Consider the following 14968-nt stretch of genomic DNA (forward strand, 5'->3'; position numbering starts at 1 on the left):
TGTCACTTGTCGATCTTCGTCCGTCGTTTCGGGCTACAGCACAAACGAACCTCATCGCTATCAACGCGCCACCAGCGCCAATGCTTCTGACTGACAAGCACCAACATGGCTCACCAGCACAGTCGATCCTTCTCGAGCAGTCTTAGTCCAGGACGAGATGAAGAGCCGGAGTGAACTGCCGTAGCGGTTGTACGTGCCAGGCCCCCACCACCGAGACAGTACTCCCGGACCCGAGCGCCAGCGTGGAACCGCTGGTCAGTTCTCATTAAGTCCTACTTAGGTGGTGTCCGCGAGACGGTTCGAAACAGCTGATATGTCAGGACCGTATGAAACTCTTGAGAAATCAGAATTAGACAGTTCGTGTGTTGATCGCAACACTCGGACGTAACCAGCTTGGGAGGACACGCATGGACAAGGGTGCCAATTCATCGCAGGATTGGTTGCCGCCTGGGGCGCTCGACCATCTGAAGGTGCGTTCGGACGGGCTGTGCTGGTGGTGCCGTGAACGTCCTGCCACCACCGGCGAGCACAAGTACAAGCAGACCGATCTGACCAGACTGATGCGTGATGACTATCTGGTCTGGGTCGGCGACGAGGGAATGCGAGAGATCCGTGGTAAACGTGGGATCAAGCGTGACCGCTATGGTGTCGTGAAGTTCCCAAAGTCCTTGTGCGGCACCTGCAACAATGATCGCTCCCAGCCGTTCGATCGGGCATACTCGAAATTCTCGGACTATCTGGACGAGACCTGGGTGCGAATCATGCCGGGCGTCCCCTTCGAGGAGATATACGGAGACACCTGGACGAAGGACACTCTCGACCTCGCTAGGTACTACACCAAGCACTTCGGATGCCGCATGGTCCGGTCCGGATTGCGGGTGCCCGAATCACTTCGGGCATTCATGGACGGGGCCACCGATATGCCCGATGCCCACATGGCGCTCGTGACGACAGACTCCGTCCACCGCGTCGCTAGTAAAGGGTTGACTATGAGCGGCGACTGCGTTTGGACCGATCCCGAGCGAACCGAGTTCAGAGGCTGGGTGATGGCAGCCTACGTCGGTTCAGTCGGTGTCCGATACCAGTGGTGGGCGGAAGGACAGAAGCCGGACGGGTGGGACTCACAGTTCTTCCACTACCCGTCGCCCGAGATCAACTGTTTCAAGGACGAACAAGCACTGATGGAAGGCAGGACCAGGCAACCTGGTTGGTTTGCCAGGATGTCGCAGTGGCTCAATCGGCGCTCCGACCACGACGCCGCTGAGATGAAGTGATACTGCCGGAATTGCAGGCCCAATCTTGGCCAGCGAACGGTAGAGATTCTCCGCCTTCGCTATGAGCAGCGGCCAGAACGCCCGGCTGCAGCGGCGCTTGACCTCCTCGACGGACTCCTCGAACTCCTTGATTGCCTGAGCTAGCGACCTCGCTCAGCCCGGCGGGCGGATCAGCAGACTTTCTGCTGCTGGGGCATCGGACCTCACCCGCTGAGTCATTCTGTCTGTCCTTCTCCGTCGGGCCTCTCTGTCATGATCCGGGCCGCGACTTCTTGCTGCGCCGGACTGAGCTGCTTCGCGTCATAGCCGTCCATGGCCACTGCCCACCAGACGGTGGCGGTCATCGGGCAGGTACCGCAGGTGCGCTGGCTGATGACGCCCCACTGGCCCATGCGAGGCGGAAAGTCCCAACCCTTCCCGAACGCCTCTTCGGAGGTGAGCTGCTCAGTTTTCCCACACACTTCGCACCAGTGCTCGAAGGGTTCCGTTGACTCACTCATCACGTCGATCTCATTCCGCAGTTCTGCTTGTGTTGTTCTTGATCCCCGTCAGCAGCGCGACGAGCATGGGCTCGAATTCCCAGATCGCATCCGAGCAGTCGCCGTCCGGGAGGTCGCGTGCGTGTCGGTGGTCGTCCTCGCTCAACGGGGAGGTGCCGCGGGCCATGACCACGGCCAGCTCGAGACCACCGACGAATGCGCGGACGACATCGGCACCCGGCCTCGCCCATGTACATCCCTGGCTGCCTGACGATCGTCCTGGCCAGGTCTGCCGGATCGGCAGTGAAGGCAGCGCTCACCTCGTGTTCGTCGGTCATTTTCAGTTCCAATCGCAGGTAGGCTTGTTTGATCAACGGCGAAGTTCCCAGGGCTAAGATCCGAGCGTGCTGGGTTGGACAGTTGATTCTATTTGATCCCATATGGGTCGCCAGGTCGTTGCCGATAGTCGCGGACGAATCCGGCCACGGCCGTGTATGAGCGATTCAGGAGCTCAGCGCGCTTTGCGATCGACAGATCGGTGCGCGTATATGCAATCGCGGCATCTTCACGAGTCCACCGCTTCCACTGATTCTGCGCCAGCGATTGCCCGTATTTTCCGGCTGCTGGCCGCACTCCCCATTCCCGGAGCCATTTGCCCATCGTCGACTCATTGACGACCAGCGAAACTGCGATGTCAGCGATGCCCTCACCAGCTGCTCGACGCTGCGTCGCTTCGAACCGTACCCGTTCCTTCGTCTCCCGCGTCGTGTATCGCCGCGTCTCGTTGGCCGAGGCCACGCTTGTACCTTGCATAGCACCTCATACACACACCACGTGCTACTGCGGCCCGGTCGCACCACACGACTGCGCAGACACTCATGCTGGACTCATCGTCGAGAACATGTACTCAGAATCGTTGAAGCACTGAACCCCGGTCACTGGGGCTATAATATTGACAGAAGCGAGGGCAGGACTCCTCGCACAGAAATTGAGCCAACCCCCGTCGTTTAACGACGGGGGCGCTTTATTTTCAGGCCGGAGCTGTCGACACAGCTCACGTTCGATGGCGCGATCATTGCCGCGCACAAAGGCATGCGCTACTCAACACTCGGCGTATGGCTACGTCCCGGCAATGTGTGGTGGGAGGGGAAGTAGACTCAATGGTAGTTTTATCTTGTCGGCGAAGGAGCGGAGTTGGACTGGACATGGCTCGGCCCAGTGCTTTCACTTATTGGTGCACTGTCAGGTGGGTTATTGGCGGCGTGGTTTACGTCGCGAAGAGAAGAACGACGGTTGGTTCGAGAACAGGTCCGTGTGGCTCGCACTGCCCTCGAACGTTGCGCAGCTTCGCAGTTGGGCCCTGACGTCATTGCTTATCCAGGGGCTGATCCTGAGTTGATGGCCGAGATACAGCGAAACAGGTGGCAGATCTTCTTTGACCTGTACTTTGATTCAAACTTTGAAGCGAAGGCGGCGCTCGGTGCCATCAGGCATTTGGATGCTGAGATGTCGAGAGCGCTAGACAAAAGTACCTCATGGCGCTTAGAACCTGCGGAGATTGCGATACTTCGATCTGCTTTAATCCGAATCGAGCAACAACACTCCTGAGGTATGAGTTGCCGTCAGAAGTGCGCACAGTCACTCACGACCATCACTATCCGAGGGCACACTCAGGTTGCACAAACACGTCCAGAGCTGAATCGATGGATATCTAACAGATGCCCACGTCGTGAGCGAGCCCAGCAACCTCGGCTCGGAGGAGCTTTCCCGAGCGATCATCACCAGGCCGGGAAATTACACCGGCGTGAGACCCAGTGCCGATGTAGCCCACGCCTTCGTCAACGACCTCGACCTGATGTTGTATCAGCAGTTAACGACTGTGTCACTGGAAGCTCCTATCTTGTGCCTGAAACGCTGTGACGCCCAACTTTGAAGGTGCGGGGCGTCGGGTGGCTGAAGTAGTGAAAAAGTTGGAAACTCGAGGATCGTCGCAATTGCAATAGACAACTTTTCCTTTGAAATGCTTCCGGTAGTGCCTGAGCTCCTTTTCGACATCCGTCAGCGTCGTGTAGAACTCGTCTTCTTTGGCCTTCTTTGCTGTCCGCAAATGGCTGTAAGTTGACTTCGCTGTCTGTGACGTCATTTTCTCCCCCTGCTGGCCCGTCTGCGCCGCCGAACATACGGGGCTTCCTCCTGGACCATCCTATAGCCGCAAGTAACGACTGCCTGGTAAACGAGGATGTCTTCTGCACAGTTGCTCCATACTCCGTAGCTTGAGGCGAACGCGACCGAGCCACTTAGCGTCGTGTGCCGCAGTGGCAATCGGTCTGTTGACTGCGTTATAACCCCGCATCTATTCCGCAGATTCAACGACAGCTCGTAGTAGACGGTGACAGCCGATTACACCTCTGACCAGGCAGGACCGAAGTCCATGGCAATCCGCAGAAACCCCCGATAGAGCGGAACTCTTACTCGAAAGGTCACCGGATCGACGCCGGTCGGAGCCACAAGTTAGAAGAACCCCTGAATTTCTACGGAAGTTCAGGGGTTCTTCTGCGCCGAGGGAGCAGTTTCCTCCATCATGTACTAACGTACTGTTCGGTAACTCACATTCACCGAGATGCCCGTTGAGACCACATGATGCAAAGGAGCAACCACATGAAACGTGGAACACAGATCGCCGGTGCGCGGGTTCTGATCACCGGTGCCGGCAGCGGAATCGGACGCCTGATGGCCCTCGACGCCGCAGCACGTGGAGCCGCGGAAATCCTCATCTGGGATCTCTCAGCAGAGAGCGGACAGCGTGTTGTTGATGAGATCGTGGCGACCGGATCGCACGCCCGCTCGTTCACGGTCAATGTGGGCGACTCCGACCAGGTCGCAGCCATCGCAGAAGACACCGGGCCAGTCGACGTCCTCATCAACTGCGCCGGAATCGTCACCGGCACGAAGCTGATGGAAGCCGATGAAGCCGCAATCCGCCGCGTCTACGATGTCAACACCCTCGCCCTGTACTGGGTGACGCGTGCCTTCCTGCCTGGAATGCTCGAGCGCGACCGGGGCACAGTGGTCACCATCTCAAGCGCGGCAGGAATGGTCGGCGTAGCCAGGCAGACGGACTACTCGGCGAGCAAGTACGCTGCGGTGGGCTTCACCGAGTCTCTTCGCGCCGAACTGCGCGCCGATGGCAGCAACGTCGAAACCCTCGTCGTCTGCCCCTTCTACATCAACACCGGCATGTTCGAAGGCGTCAAAACCAAGTTCCCTCTTCTTCTGCCCATCCTCGAGGAGACCAACGTCGCCGATAACGTCCTGGACTCCGTCGAATCAGGGCGTGAGCAGCTTGTCATGCCTTCGCTGGTCCGCATCCTGCCAGGGGCACGGCTGCTGCCGACACGCGTGTTCGACAAGGTGATGGACTTCCTCGGCGTCAATAAGACCATGGATCATTTCACCGGCCGACGGCCCGCGGTCGCAGAAAAGAACACTGCATCACCTGCCGCCGAGCTCAATGATGCCGACCCTGCCTCGGCACCCGCACGGCGCTGACAAGCGACACGGCCCGATCCTCTCGTTGCCCCCGCTCCTTCCAGGTGCACAATGAGAAGAGGAACGACGGCACGAAACTCGCCGTCACACCGAGGCTGCTGAGAAGGAGGACGTCATGGCCGTCACCGACCTGGTCCTCGAGGGCGGAGGAGCCAAACTTCCCGGCCTCGTCGGTGCGGTCAATGCGCTGAGCTCGGCCGACTATTCCATCCACCGCATCGCCGGAACCTCGGCCGGTGCCATCGTGGGTGCACTGACCACGGCGGGCATTCCGCCCGAGAACCTCATCGAGACGATCCTCGGCAAGGACTTCACCGATTTCGAAGACCTCAACCCGGTCTTCGACCTCGTGCCGTGGCTCGGGAAGATCCAGGGACTGCTGTTCCACAAGGGCATGTATCTCGGGACCGCCCTCCACGACTTCCTTGCCGACGCCCTCGCCGCACAGGGCATCCGCACATGGGGAGACCTCCGCCTGCACGACCCCCACAGCGCGCTGCCCCCGGAGCGGCAGTACCGGCTCGTCGTCATCGTCTCCGACGTCTCCCGCGGCCGCATGCTGCGCCTGCCCTGGGACTACCAAGAGGCCCTCGGCGTCGATCCGGATTCGCAGTCGGTCGCCGAGGCGGTCTGCGCCTCCGCCGCGACGCCGTTCTTCTTCCGACCCCGCTCACTGCCAGCCGATTCGGGTGTCGCCGGCGGCGCTTCGGTGCTCGGCGCGGACGGCGGACTGCTGTCGAACTTCCCCGTCGACATCTTCGACCGCAAGGATGCGCGGCCAGCACGCTGGCCGACGCTGGGCGTGATGCTCTCGGCCAGGACGACGGCAGAAACCCAGTGGCGACCCAACGCGAACACCTACCAATATGCCGTCTCGCTCCTGTCGACGATGATCAACGCCCACGACCGGCGCCATATCGACGAGCCCTCAGTCACCGATCGCACGATCTTCGTCGACACCGCCGATCACAGCAGCACCGACTTCGCTCTGACGCGGGCCGACAAGCTCGACCTCATCGACTCGGGCGACACCGCCGCCAGGGAGTTCCTGAACACATGGGACTGGCAGACGTGGAAGGAACGCTACGACCGACGGTGACCGCAGCGACGTCCACGACACCGACGAGAGCCAGAACACCTGTGCACAGGCCTCAGCTCGTGCAACAATGTGGGCATCGACAGGCACACACATCGACCACCACCGAAGGAGCGAGCATGAGCGACAATCCCAACGATCCGAGACAGTGGCAGGACGAACCTGCGATGGGTGAACCTGAGATGGATGACCCCACCCTCGAAGCCCTCGACGACCCGACATTCGACGAGCCCACAGCCGACGAGCTGGACGATCCTGAACTCAGTGCCGCTGAGGCCGAAGCCGATGACGTCGACATGGAACTCGACGCCGACGCCGAACCCGATGCGGCATCCGCACCATCGGTCGAGCCCGGAGCAGACGGCCCCGAGGGCACCGGCATCGAAGGCGCCGACGACGCTCTCCTCGAGGATGCCGATGAGGACGAGCTCGATTCCCCGGACAGTCCCGATGAGTTCTCCACGGATTCCGCGACAGCCGCCGAATTGGGCAACCGGCCCGGCGATGAGATGGTCACCGAAGACGAGGACGAGGATGAAGTCGCCGAACTGGCCGGCGATGACCTCGATGTCGACGCTCTCGCCGATGACGGGGCCGAGGAGGTCGCCGTCATCGACGGCATGCCCGAGGTCATCGACGACAACTACGACGAAGACTGAGCAGTGGATCGTTCGGAGAACGCCAGGTAGGACAGCACGTTCGCTGTCTGAGCCGGGCGGTCTCCGGCCAGCCCTTCCAACGACTGCACCGCTGCTGAGATCGCCGTTCGATACAGCAGGGAACCCGTGCTGATCCGGGCCACACCTGACTCGGCCAGCTGGTTGCGTGAGAACCGTGGGCTGGCCAGCACGTTGACCGGCACCGGGCAGGCCTCGACGATCCGTGTGATGACATCCAGGTCGAGATCCCCGGGGACGAAGATCCCATCGGCCCCGGAATCGACATAGCAGCGCATCCGCTCAAGGGTGTCGCCGAGGTTGTCCTGACCGGTCCAGTACGTGTCGATCCGGGCATTGACGAACAGCCCCGGAAACGCCTCCTTGATCGCGTTGACCTTGCAGGCGAGCGCCTCCGGTGCGACGAGGCGACCGCGGGCGGAATCCTCGATGTTGATTCCGGTGACTGCGAGTGCATCGTCCTGCCGTCTCGTTGCATCGGTCTCGACAGCGAAGCTCCCCCGCAGATTGTCGACGACGGCACCCGGGTCGTCACTGTACCCATCCTCGAAGTCGCAGGTGAGCAGCGCTTTGGGCAGTACCTGTGAGATGTTTCCGATCAGATCGGCCATTGCGGTCAGCGTTTCGCGGTCCTCATCGGCGGCGCCGATGCCGGCGGCCACACCAAGACTGGTCGTGCCGATGGCCGGGCGGCCCGCCTCGGCGAACAGACAGGCACTCGCGACGTCCCAGGCGCAGGGCAGGACGAACGGCTCCCCCGGCCGGTGCAGTTGGTGGAAGGGCAGTTGGCGGAAGGCATTCATAGCTGTGTCACCTCTGTGGCAAGAATCCAGTCGAGGCGGTCCCGACCGGTTGGTGTGAGTGTGAGTGCTCGACTGTTCCGGCGCCGGACGATCCACGTGCGTTCGAGGAATTCTCGGCACAGTTCGTCACCGAGCCACCCACCGAGGTGGGTCCGCCGTTCCGTCCAATCGAGACAGCTGCGTGTGACCGGGCGAGACGACGGCGGTGCGGTCGGTACGTCGATTCCCCACGCCTCGGCGATGGACTCACGGCCAGCAGCAGTCATGGTCACCGTCTCGTCGATCCACTCTCTCGCGGTCAGGGCTGCGAAGATCTGGACCCCGAGCCTGCCCGCGATGTGCCTGTAGCAGGTGCGTGCCTCGAGGAGGTGCCGATCACGGGTCTTCGCGGCCAACGACGGCGCCGATTCGATCCGCCCGTCTGCCAGGGCACCCGTGTGCTCGAGCCAATCGGCGATGTCGGCCGAGGCGAGCTGGACGTAGCGGTGCCTGCCCTGGCGACGTTCGGCCAACACCCCTCGGTCGATAAGCATGCTCACGTGTTACGAGGTCGACGACATCGGGATGGCCAGGGCGCGGGAGAGCTCGGTCATGGTCCAGGCCCTGCCATCGAGGAGGCTGGTGCAGATCATCACTCGCGTGGGATCGGCGATCGCCGAGGCGAGTGCGGCGATGTTCGGCGCCGATTCCGGGTAGCTCCTGCTCATGCCTCCATGCTAAGACTGCCACGGTTCGGGGTGAGCCGAAGCGTCCTCGAGGTCAGGAGACTGCCAGTGTTCGTTTGACCCCGACGATCGTTGACAGCGCCAGGCCGAGGAATCCTCCGATGAAGACCGGTGCCCCGTACCCGCCCAGGTCAGGCCGTATTGCCGCCTGGCTCGCGCGGTGGCATATGGTGGACAGCGATCACCTGGACGGCGGATACTAAGGAGCAGTCATGACAGATATGACAGTCGATGACTCGGCGGCCGACCGCCTCGAATCCGCGCTGACGGGACGAATCGACCGGTCTGCAATGGACACGATCGCCGATCTGGTGCAGCAGGTTCCTCTGCCCGAGCTGACTCGCCTCGTCCACACGAGCACACCGCTGCAGTCGGCGGTGCTCTTCCGCATCCTGGACAAGGACGACGCCCTCGCTGTCTTCGAGAACCTTCCCCCGGGCTACCAGGCGGAGCTGATCCAGAGCCTGCGCGAACCGGAGATCGCCCACATCGTCGAGGGCCTCGACCCCGACGACCGCGCCGAACTCTTCGGCGAGCTGCCGGCCAATGTCGTCCGTCGGCTGATGAGTGGCCTCGACGCCGAGGAACGGGAGATGACCACCGCCGTCCTCGGATACCCGAAGTCTGCCATCGGTCGGTACATGTCCCCGGAGGTGCTCAGCCTCCATGAGGACTGGACCGCCGCCGAGGCGATGGAGGTCGTCCGCGCCCGCATCGACGGCCCCGAGACCGTCTACCTTCTGCCCGTCGTCGGTTCCGGTCGTGTCCTTCTCGGCGTGGTGTCCCTGCGCAACCTCATCGCTGTTGAAGACTCGGCCCTGGTCGGGGACATGGTGCGGGAGTCGATCAGCACGCAGGCGCTGACCGATCGAGAGGTCGCTTCCCGCGAATTCCTCTCCCACCGCCTCATCGCGATGCCGGTCGTCGATAAGGAGGATCGTCTCGTCGGGATTCTGACCATGGATGATGTCCTCGATATCGTCGATGAGGAGGACGCTGAGGACATTGCCCGGTCCAGCGGTTCCGAGCCTCTGGACCGTTCCTACCTCTCCAGCACGATCCTGCGCCTGGTCAAGAGCCGCATCGTGTGGCTGCTCGTCCTCGCGGTCTCCGCGATCCTCACCGTCCAAGTTCTCGAGGTCTACGAGGATCGGCTCGACCAGGTCGTCATCCTCGCCCTCTTCATCCCACTGCTTACAGGCACCGGCGGCAACACCGGCAATCAGGCTGCGACGACAGTGACCCGTGCCTTGGCCGTGGGTGAGGTGAGGATCCGCGACCTCGGGAAGGTCATCTGGCGCGAGCTGCGGGTCGGGGCACTTCTGGGAGCTGTGCTCGGCAGTCTGGGGTTCCTCGTCGCCGGTCTGGTCTACGGGTGGGCGATCGGCCTGGTCATCGGCCTCACCCTGCTGTCGGTGTGCATCATGGCCGCCACCGTGGGCGGACTGATGCCGATCATCGCGAAGCGAGTCGGTGCCGACCCCGCGGTGTTCTCCAACCCGTTCATCTCCACCTTCTGCGACGCCACCGGCCTCATCCTCTACTTCTCGATCGCCACGGCGGTGCTGGGGCTGAGCTGAGCGTCGGGTTCACGCCGACCAGGCCGCCCACAGCTGGGAATATCGGCCACCGGCGGCAACCAGGCCCTCGTGCGCGCCCTCTTCGACGATCCTCCCGTGATCCATGACAAGGACCCGGTCCGCGGTCTCGGCCTGGCTGAGACGGTGCGCGACGACGAGGGCTCCACGTCCGGCCAGCGCGGCCTTGGCCGATAGTTCGAGCGTGTGGGCCCCGGCCGATCCTGCCTCAGCCGTCGCCTCGTCGAGAATGGCGAAATCCGGGTCGGCGAGCACCAGGCGGGCCAGTGCGATCGACTGCTCCTGGACGGCGGTGAGCCTGGCCCCGCCGTCGCCGACTCCGGTGGCCAATCCCCGGGAGAGTTCGGCGACCCAGTCGGCACCGACCGTGTCCAGAGCGGCAGTGATCTGCTCGTCCGTCGCATCCGGGACCGACAGAGCCACATTCTCGCGCAGGGTTCCGTTGAAGGTGTGGACCTCCTGGGCGACCATCGTGATGTGCGAGCGCAGGACCGATTCTGGCAGTTTGGTCAGTGACTTTGGCTGGTTCGCTTCCCTCGCCGAGGCGGCTGTGCTCATTGCGAGTCCGGCCCGTCCGTGGGTGGGTGCGGAGAGGCCGGCCGCGATCCGTGCGAGTGTGGACTTCCCGGCCCCCGTGGTGCCGACGACGGCGACGACCTCGCCGGGTTCGAGTCGAAGGCTCACGCCCTTGAGGACGTGGTTGCTCGGCTCCGGGTCCTCATCGTAGGTGAACCACAGGTCCTCAAGGACCAGGGCCGGACGGTCGATGCTGATGTCGGTCGACCGCCTCGGCGAGGTTGCTGCCTCATCGATGACGCCGACCATACGAGTCAGCGAGGCACCTGCTGATTGGATCTGGTCGAAGAGCCCGACGAGGGCGCCGATGGGGTTGAACAGGCGGTGGAAGACCAGGGCCGCGGTGGTCACGGCGCCGGCGGTGGTCTCGCCGAAGTAGACCAGAGCGAATCCGGCGATGAGGAGCAGGGAGAGGACGACGGCCTCGGCGCGGTTGTTGCGTGAGAAGGCGCGGGTGAGGAAACTGAACACGCCGATCGACAGATCGCGGGCCTGCCCGGAAGCGGAGTCGATGCGAGCCAGCTCCCCGGACTCGGCCCGGTAGGCACGCAGGGTTCGAGCACCGGTGAGACCGCCCAGCAGGCGTCCTGCGCGACGACCGAACGCGGCGCGCTCCTCCTTGTAGATCGGCTCCGACCGGGGCAGATACCAGCGCAGCGTGAGCCAGTACATCGGCAGCGCGACGAGCCCGACGATGCCCAGCCGCCAATCGATCGCGGCCAGCCCGGCCGCGGAGACGATGACGATGAGCAGTGATTCCACGACGAGCGGAAGCACCTGCGCGGCTGCCTCACTGATCTTGCGGGAGTCGTCGGCGACGCGGGATACCAGGTCGCCGGTGCCGGTGGATTCGACGCGCTGTGATTCGAGGGTGAGCGCGGATTCGACGACCTGTGTGCGCAGGTCACCGACGACGGGCATCGCGATATGGGCCAGCGCCCACGCCCCGATCCAGGTGCCCAGCGCCATGATCACACCGGCAATGGCCACGGCGATCGCGCTTTCGATGACGAGGTCAGAACCTGCCCCAGCGGGGAGTTCGTCCACAAGACGGCCGATCGCCCAGGGTCCGACGAGGCCGGCACCAGCATTCGCCATGCCAGCGACGATGAGGATGATGAGCCAACCCCACCTGGCGCGCAGCGACGGAGCCAGATGGACGAAAGAACGGCGCCTGGTGGCGATGGACAGTGTGGTCTGAGAAGTCTGCTCCGGGGTCGCACTCATCGGGTCACCGCGTTTCGGTAGGCCGTGGCGGAGATGCGGTCGACAGATTCGTCGGTGGAGGTGTTGCTCGCGGATTCGTCTGCGGCGGCGAGGAGGTCGGCATGCTTTCCAATCAGGGCCGGACCTGTGGCCGGGACGAACACAACGGAATCGGCTACGGCGAGGAACGCCGGGGAGCTGGTGGCGATGAGGGTGGCTGCGTCCTCGCGCGAGCTGCGCAGGTCCTGGAGTCCGGCTGCGATCCGCGCTTCGGTGACGGCATCGACCGCGGTGGTCGGTTCGTGGAGGACGAGGAACTGGGGGTCGGCGTGCAGAGCTCGGGCCAGCGCCACTCGCTGGCGCTGTCCTCCGGAGAGGTTGCCGCCGAGCTCCTGGATTCGGTGGTCGAGTCCGGCGTCGACGAGACCAAGGAGCTCATCGGCACCCGAGGCAGCCAGCACCTCGGCGGTCACTGGGACATCATCGGCGCCGAGGATCATCGTAATGTTGGAGCGAATCGTTCCCTCGAACAGGTCGACCGTGTGGGGTGAGACGATCATCTGCCCGACTCCGGTGCCTCGCGCATGGCCGGCCAGGGCGGCGATCAGTGCGGTCTCCGCCTCGGGTTGCTCGGTGACGATGCAGGTCAGTGAACCGAAGGTTGTGGTGAAGTCGACCGTGCGGTCCTCGCCCACGCTCCAGTCGCGGATACTGATCGCCTCCTCGGTGATGGCGACGGTCGGTGCGGTGGCCTGGCTGTCTGCGGTCGCTGCGGCCGTCGGTGCCGCATCCTCGCCGTCGATGTCGGTCAGGAGCTGGGAGATCCGCTGAGCGGCACCATGGGATTGGGCGAAGAGACCGACGATCTCGGCCAGGGCTCGCATCGGTTCGGTGAGGAACGCGGTCATACCGAGGATGCCGATGAGCGCACCGACGCTCATCTGTCCCTCGATGAGGCGCAGACCGGCGACGATGAGGACGATCGCGAGCACGACCGACATGACCAGGGCCCCGAGACCGGCGAGTCGTCCGGTCCTCTCGCCGGTGGCGATGCCGGCGGTGGCAGCCTCGTCCGAGGTGTGCCGGTAGCGGCTCACAGCCCAGGATTCTCCGCCCATGGCCTTGATCACGCGCAGCCCGTGCATGAGGTCGGAGGCTGACCTTCCTGCTCGTGCCACGGCTTCGAGCTGTGCACTGGCCTTCGTGGACACGGACCGTCCGGGCAGGGCCACGATGACGAGGCCGATGGGTACGGCGATGAGGACGACGAGGCCGGTCACGGGGTCCGCGATGAGGAGGAAGACGGCAGCCGTGATCATGCCCAGCACCGAGGCGATTCCCCGCCCCAATTGGGCGAAGGACTGTGCCGCCGTGTCCGCATCCGCCGAGGCGATTGACAGCACCTCACCGGAAGCGCGGTCCGGAGGGAGGTTTGCCGAGGTGAGCGCGGCGTGGGTGATCTCGACGCGCAGGGCGTGCGCCTCGTGTTCGCGGGCAGAATTGCACAGTCGTGCGCCGAAGCGGTAGCCAAGGCTGAGCACGGTGAACAGCAGGCCGATGCCAATGATGGACACGATGAGCATCGGGAGGGACAGCGGGATGATCGCGACGTCGACGACGATGCCGATGGCGACCGGAACGAGCGCTTCACAGACCTGCCACAGCGACATCGTGATAACGCCGGGAAGCAGGAGGCCGAGGCGTCGACGGGCGGCTCTGCGGAGGAGAATCGAACCTGATGAGGGAGTCTGCGGCACGAAGGCTACCCTAACATTTTGCGAGGAGCCGTGGAGGCCCTCACTTGGGCTTACGATAGGTTCCATGGGCACCAGGCTCGATGACAACATTTCATCCGCGGCCGACCGCACCATCGTCATCACCGGTGGCAACAGCGGAATCGGCCGGGCGGCAGCATCCATGCTCGCAGGCATGGACGCTCGAGTGGTGCTTGCCGTGCGCGATCTGGGCAAGGGACGGGCTGCGGCCGAGTCGATGCGTGGAATCGTCGATGTGCAACGTCTCGATCTTGCCGACCTCGACTCTGTGAAAGCGTTTGCCGAGAATTTCACCGACCCGATCGACATCCTCATCAACAATGCCGGGATCATGGTCCCTCCCCTCGGGCGGACCGCTGACGGGTTCGAACTGCAGTTTGGGACGAACCACCTCGGACATTTCGCCCTCACCAATCTGCTGCTCGGCCAGATCCGCGACCGCGTCGTCACTGTCTCCTCGATCGGGCACCGTTCGGGGACGATCGACTTCGATGATCTCAATTGGGAGCGCAAGCCCTACAAACCCATGGCCGCCTACGGTCAGTCGAAGCTCGCCAACTTGCTCTTCACCTCCGAACTCCAGAGACGGTTCTCCGACGCCTCGTCATCGGTCATCGCGACCGCGGCCCATCCGGGGCTGGCGGCGACGAACCTGTACAAGCGCGAGGGCAGCCGCGTACTCGCTTCCGTCACCGAGGCCGTGATCGGTCTGATCTCGCAGAACGAGCAGCAGGGCGCTTTGCCGACACTGTGCGCGGCCACAGCGGATATCCCGGGCAACAGCTATGTCGGCCCCCGACGCCTCAAGGAGACCACGGGACAGCCGACGCTCGTCGACCGTTCTGATGAGGCCAAGGACGCCGAGGTTGCGCGTCGCCTGTGGAAGGTGTCGGAGGAGCTGACCGGGGTGGAGTTTCCGCTGTAGAGCCAGTGGTTCCTCGCGCGGTATAATGGGAAGTGGGTACGCGAGGAGGCGATGATCATGATCGGCAACGGCCAATGGGTCACGACCCGGGACATGGCGAGTGCGCAGCTGTTCATGGATGAGATCCACATGCAGGAGGACCTGCGCGAAGAACGCTCACGACGCCGACGCGAACTCTTCGACTACTGGTGGTCGCGGGTCCGCAGTCTGTTCGCCACCAAAGCCTGAATCTTTACAGTGGCGAAATAACTGTACTGCGCAATGTCCGGGTGACGGTCGGCGCTG

16 protein-coding genes are annotated in these 14968 nt (G+C 63.3%); 7 read left to right on the forward strand and 9 right to left on the reverse strand.

The features are described 5' to 3' along the window. Nucleotides 1–407: 407 nt before the first annotated feature. Nucleotides 408–1274: a hypothetical protein gene (locus tag BLT92_RS05470; protein ID WP_092103867.1), complete on the forward strand. Its 867-nt coding sequence runs from the start codon at nucleotides 408–410 to the stop codon at nucleotides 1272–1274. Between the two features lie 215 nt (nucleotides 1275–1489). Here the strand turns inward: BLT92_RS05470 and BLT92_RS05475 are convergent, their stop codons facing one another. From BLT92_RS05475 to BLT92_RS05490, 4 genes are all read right to left on the reverse strand, one after another. After that, on the reverse strand, nucleotides 1490–1774 hold the full coding sequence (locus BLT92_RS05475; RefSeq protein WP_092103869.1) for a hypothetical protein: 285 nt from the start codon (nucleotides 1772–1774) through the stop codon (nucleotides 1490–1492). Between the two features lie 10 nt (nucleotides 1775–1784). Continuing rightward, nucleotides 1785–1940: a hypothetical protein gene (locus BLT92_RS20360; RefSeq protein WP_157691340.1), complete on the reverse strand. Its 156-nt coding sequence runs from the start codon at nucleotides 1938–1940 to the stop codon at nucleotides 1785–1787. A 239-nt stretch (nucleotides 1941–2179) separates the two neighbouring features. Beyond that, nucleotides 2180–2566, reverse strand: coding sequence for a hypothetical protein (locus BLT92_RS05480; RefSeq protein WP_157691341.1), 387 nt, complete (start codon nucleotides 2564–2566; stop codon nucleotides 2180–2182). Nucleotides 2567–3635: 1069 nt separating this feature from the next. Beyond that, nucleotides 3636–3896, reverse strand: coding sequence for an adenine-specific methyltransferase EcoRI family protein (locus tag BLT92_RS05490; protein WP_197679670.1), 261 nt, complete (start codon nucleotides 3894–3896; stop codon nucleotides 3636–3638). Between the two features lie 515 nt (nucleotides 3897–4411). On the opposite strand from BLT92_RS05490, the gene BLT92_RS05495 reads away from it, so the two are divergent. The 3 genes from BLT92_RS05495 (at nucleotide 4412) to BLT92_RS05505 (ending at nucleotide 7057) form a co-directional block, all read left to right on the forward strand. Beyond that, entirely contained in the window at nucleotides 4412–5302 is an 891-nt protein-coding gene (locus BLT92_RS05495) for an SDR family oxidoreductase (RefSeq protein WP_092103875.1), read from the forward strand. A 115-nt stretch (nucleotides 5303–5417) separates the two neighbouring features. Beyond that, nucleotides 5418–6401, forward strand: a complete 984-nt coding sequence (locus tag BLT92_RS05500) for a patatin-like phospholipase family protein (protein ID WP_092103877.1) — start codon at nucleotides 5418–5420, stop codon at nucleotides 6399–6401. 116 nt (nucleotides 6402–6517) lie between these two features. Continuing rightward, nucleotides 6518–7057, forward strand: a complete 540-nt coding sequence (locus BLT92_RS05505) for a hypothetical protein (RefSeq protein ID WP_092103878.1) — start codon at nucleotides 6518–6520, stop codon at nucleotides 7055–7057. On the opposite strand, the gene BLT92_RS05510 is transcribed toward BLT92_RS05505, so the two are convergent. Genes BLT92_RS05510 through BLT92_RS20365 form a run of 3 tightly spaced genes read right to left on the reverse strand, consistent with a single transcriptional unit; the run spans nucleotide 7042 to nucleotide 8585 of the window. Next, a complete protein-coding gene (locus BLT92_RS05510; RefSeq protein WP_092103880.1) occupies nucleotides 7042–7878 on the reverse strand; it encodes an isocitrate lyase/PEP mutase family protein in 837 nt (278 codons plus the stop codon). The two genes, BLT92_RS05505 and BLT92_RS05510, sit on opposite strands and share 16 nt — an antisense overlap. After that, entirely contained in the window at nucleotides 7875–8411 is a 537-nt protein-coding gene (locus BLT92_RS05515) for a transcriptional regulator (RefSeq protein ID WP_157691342.1), read from the reverse strand. Before BLT92_RS05515 ends, BLT92_RS05510 begins: the two co-directional genes overlap by 4 nt. A 9-nt stretch (nucleotides 8412–8420) precedes the next feature. Beyond that, on the reverse strand, nucleotides 8421–8585 hold the full coding sequence (locus tag BLT92_RS20365; RefSeq protein WP_157691343.1) for a winged helix-turn-helix domain-containing protein: 165 nt from the start codon (nucleotides 8583–8585) through the stop codon (nucleotides 8421–8423). Nucleotides 8586–8815: 230 nt separating this feature from the next. Between BLT92_RS20365 and mgtE the strand changes: the two genes are divergently transcribed. Further along, the gene (gene mgtE, locus BLT92_RS05520) at nucleotides 8816–10183 is read left to right on the forward strand and encodes a magnesium transporter (RefSeq protein WP_092103884.1); all 1368 of its coding nucleotides are present in this window, start codon (nucleotides 8816–8818) and stop codon (nucleotides 10181–10183) included. A 9-nt stretch (nucleotides 10184–10192) separates the two neighbouring features. Here mgtE and BLT92_RS05525 read toward each other — a convergent pair whose 3' ends face one another. Further along, entirely contained in the window at nucleotides 10193–12004 is a 1812-nt protein-coding gene (locus BLT92_RS05525) for an ABC transporter ATP-binding protein (protein ID WP_092103886.1), read from the reverse strand. Next, nucleotides 12001–13740, reverse strand: coding sequence for an ABC transporter transmembrane domain-containing protein (locus BLT92_RS05530; RefSeq protein ID WP_231939039.1), 1740 nt, complete (start codon nucleotides 13738–13740; stop codon nucleotides 12001–12003). The genes BLT92_RS05525 and BLT92_RS05530 overlap by 4 nt, the downstream gene beginning before the upstream one ends. A 64-nt stretch (nucleotides 13741–13804) precedes the next feature. Between BLT92_RS05530 and BLT92_RS05535 the strand changes: the two genes are divergently transcribed. After that, the gene (locus BLT92_RS05535; RefSeq protein WP_092103888.1) at nucleotides 13805–14683 is read left to right on the forward strand and encodes an oxidoreductase; all 879 of its coding nucleotides are present in this window, start codon (nucleotides 13805–13807) and stop codon (nucleotides 14681–14683) included. Between the two features lie 51 nt (nucleotides 14684–14734). Then, entirely contained in the window at nucleotides 14735–14911 is a 177-nt protein-coding gene (locus BLT92_RS20795; protein ID WP_157691344.1) for a hypothetical protein, read from the forward strand. The last annotated feature ends 57 nt before the right edge of the window (nucleotides 14912–14968 follow it).

Origin of the sequence: Brevibacterium picturae (assembly GCF_900105045.1) — a bacterium.
Taxonomy (GTDB): domain Bacteria; phylum Actinomycetota; class Actinomycetes; order Actinomycetales; family Brevibacteriaceae; genus Brevibacterium; species Brevibacterium picturae.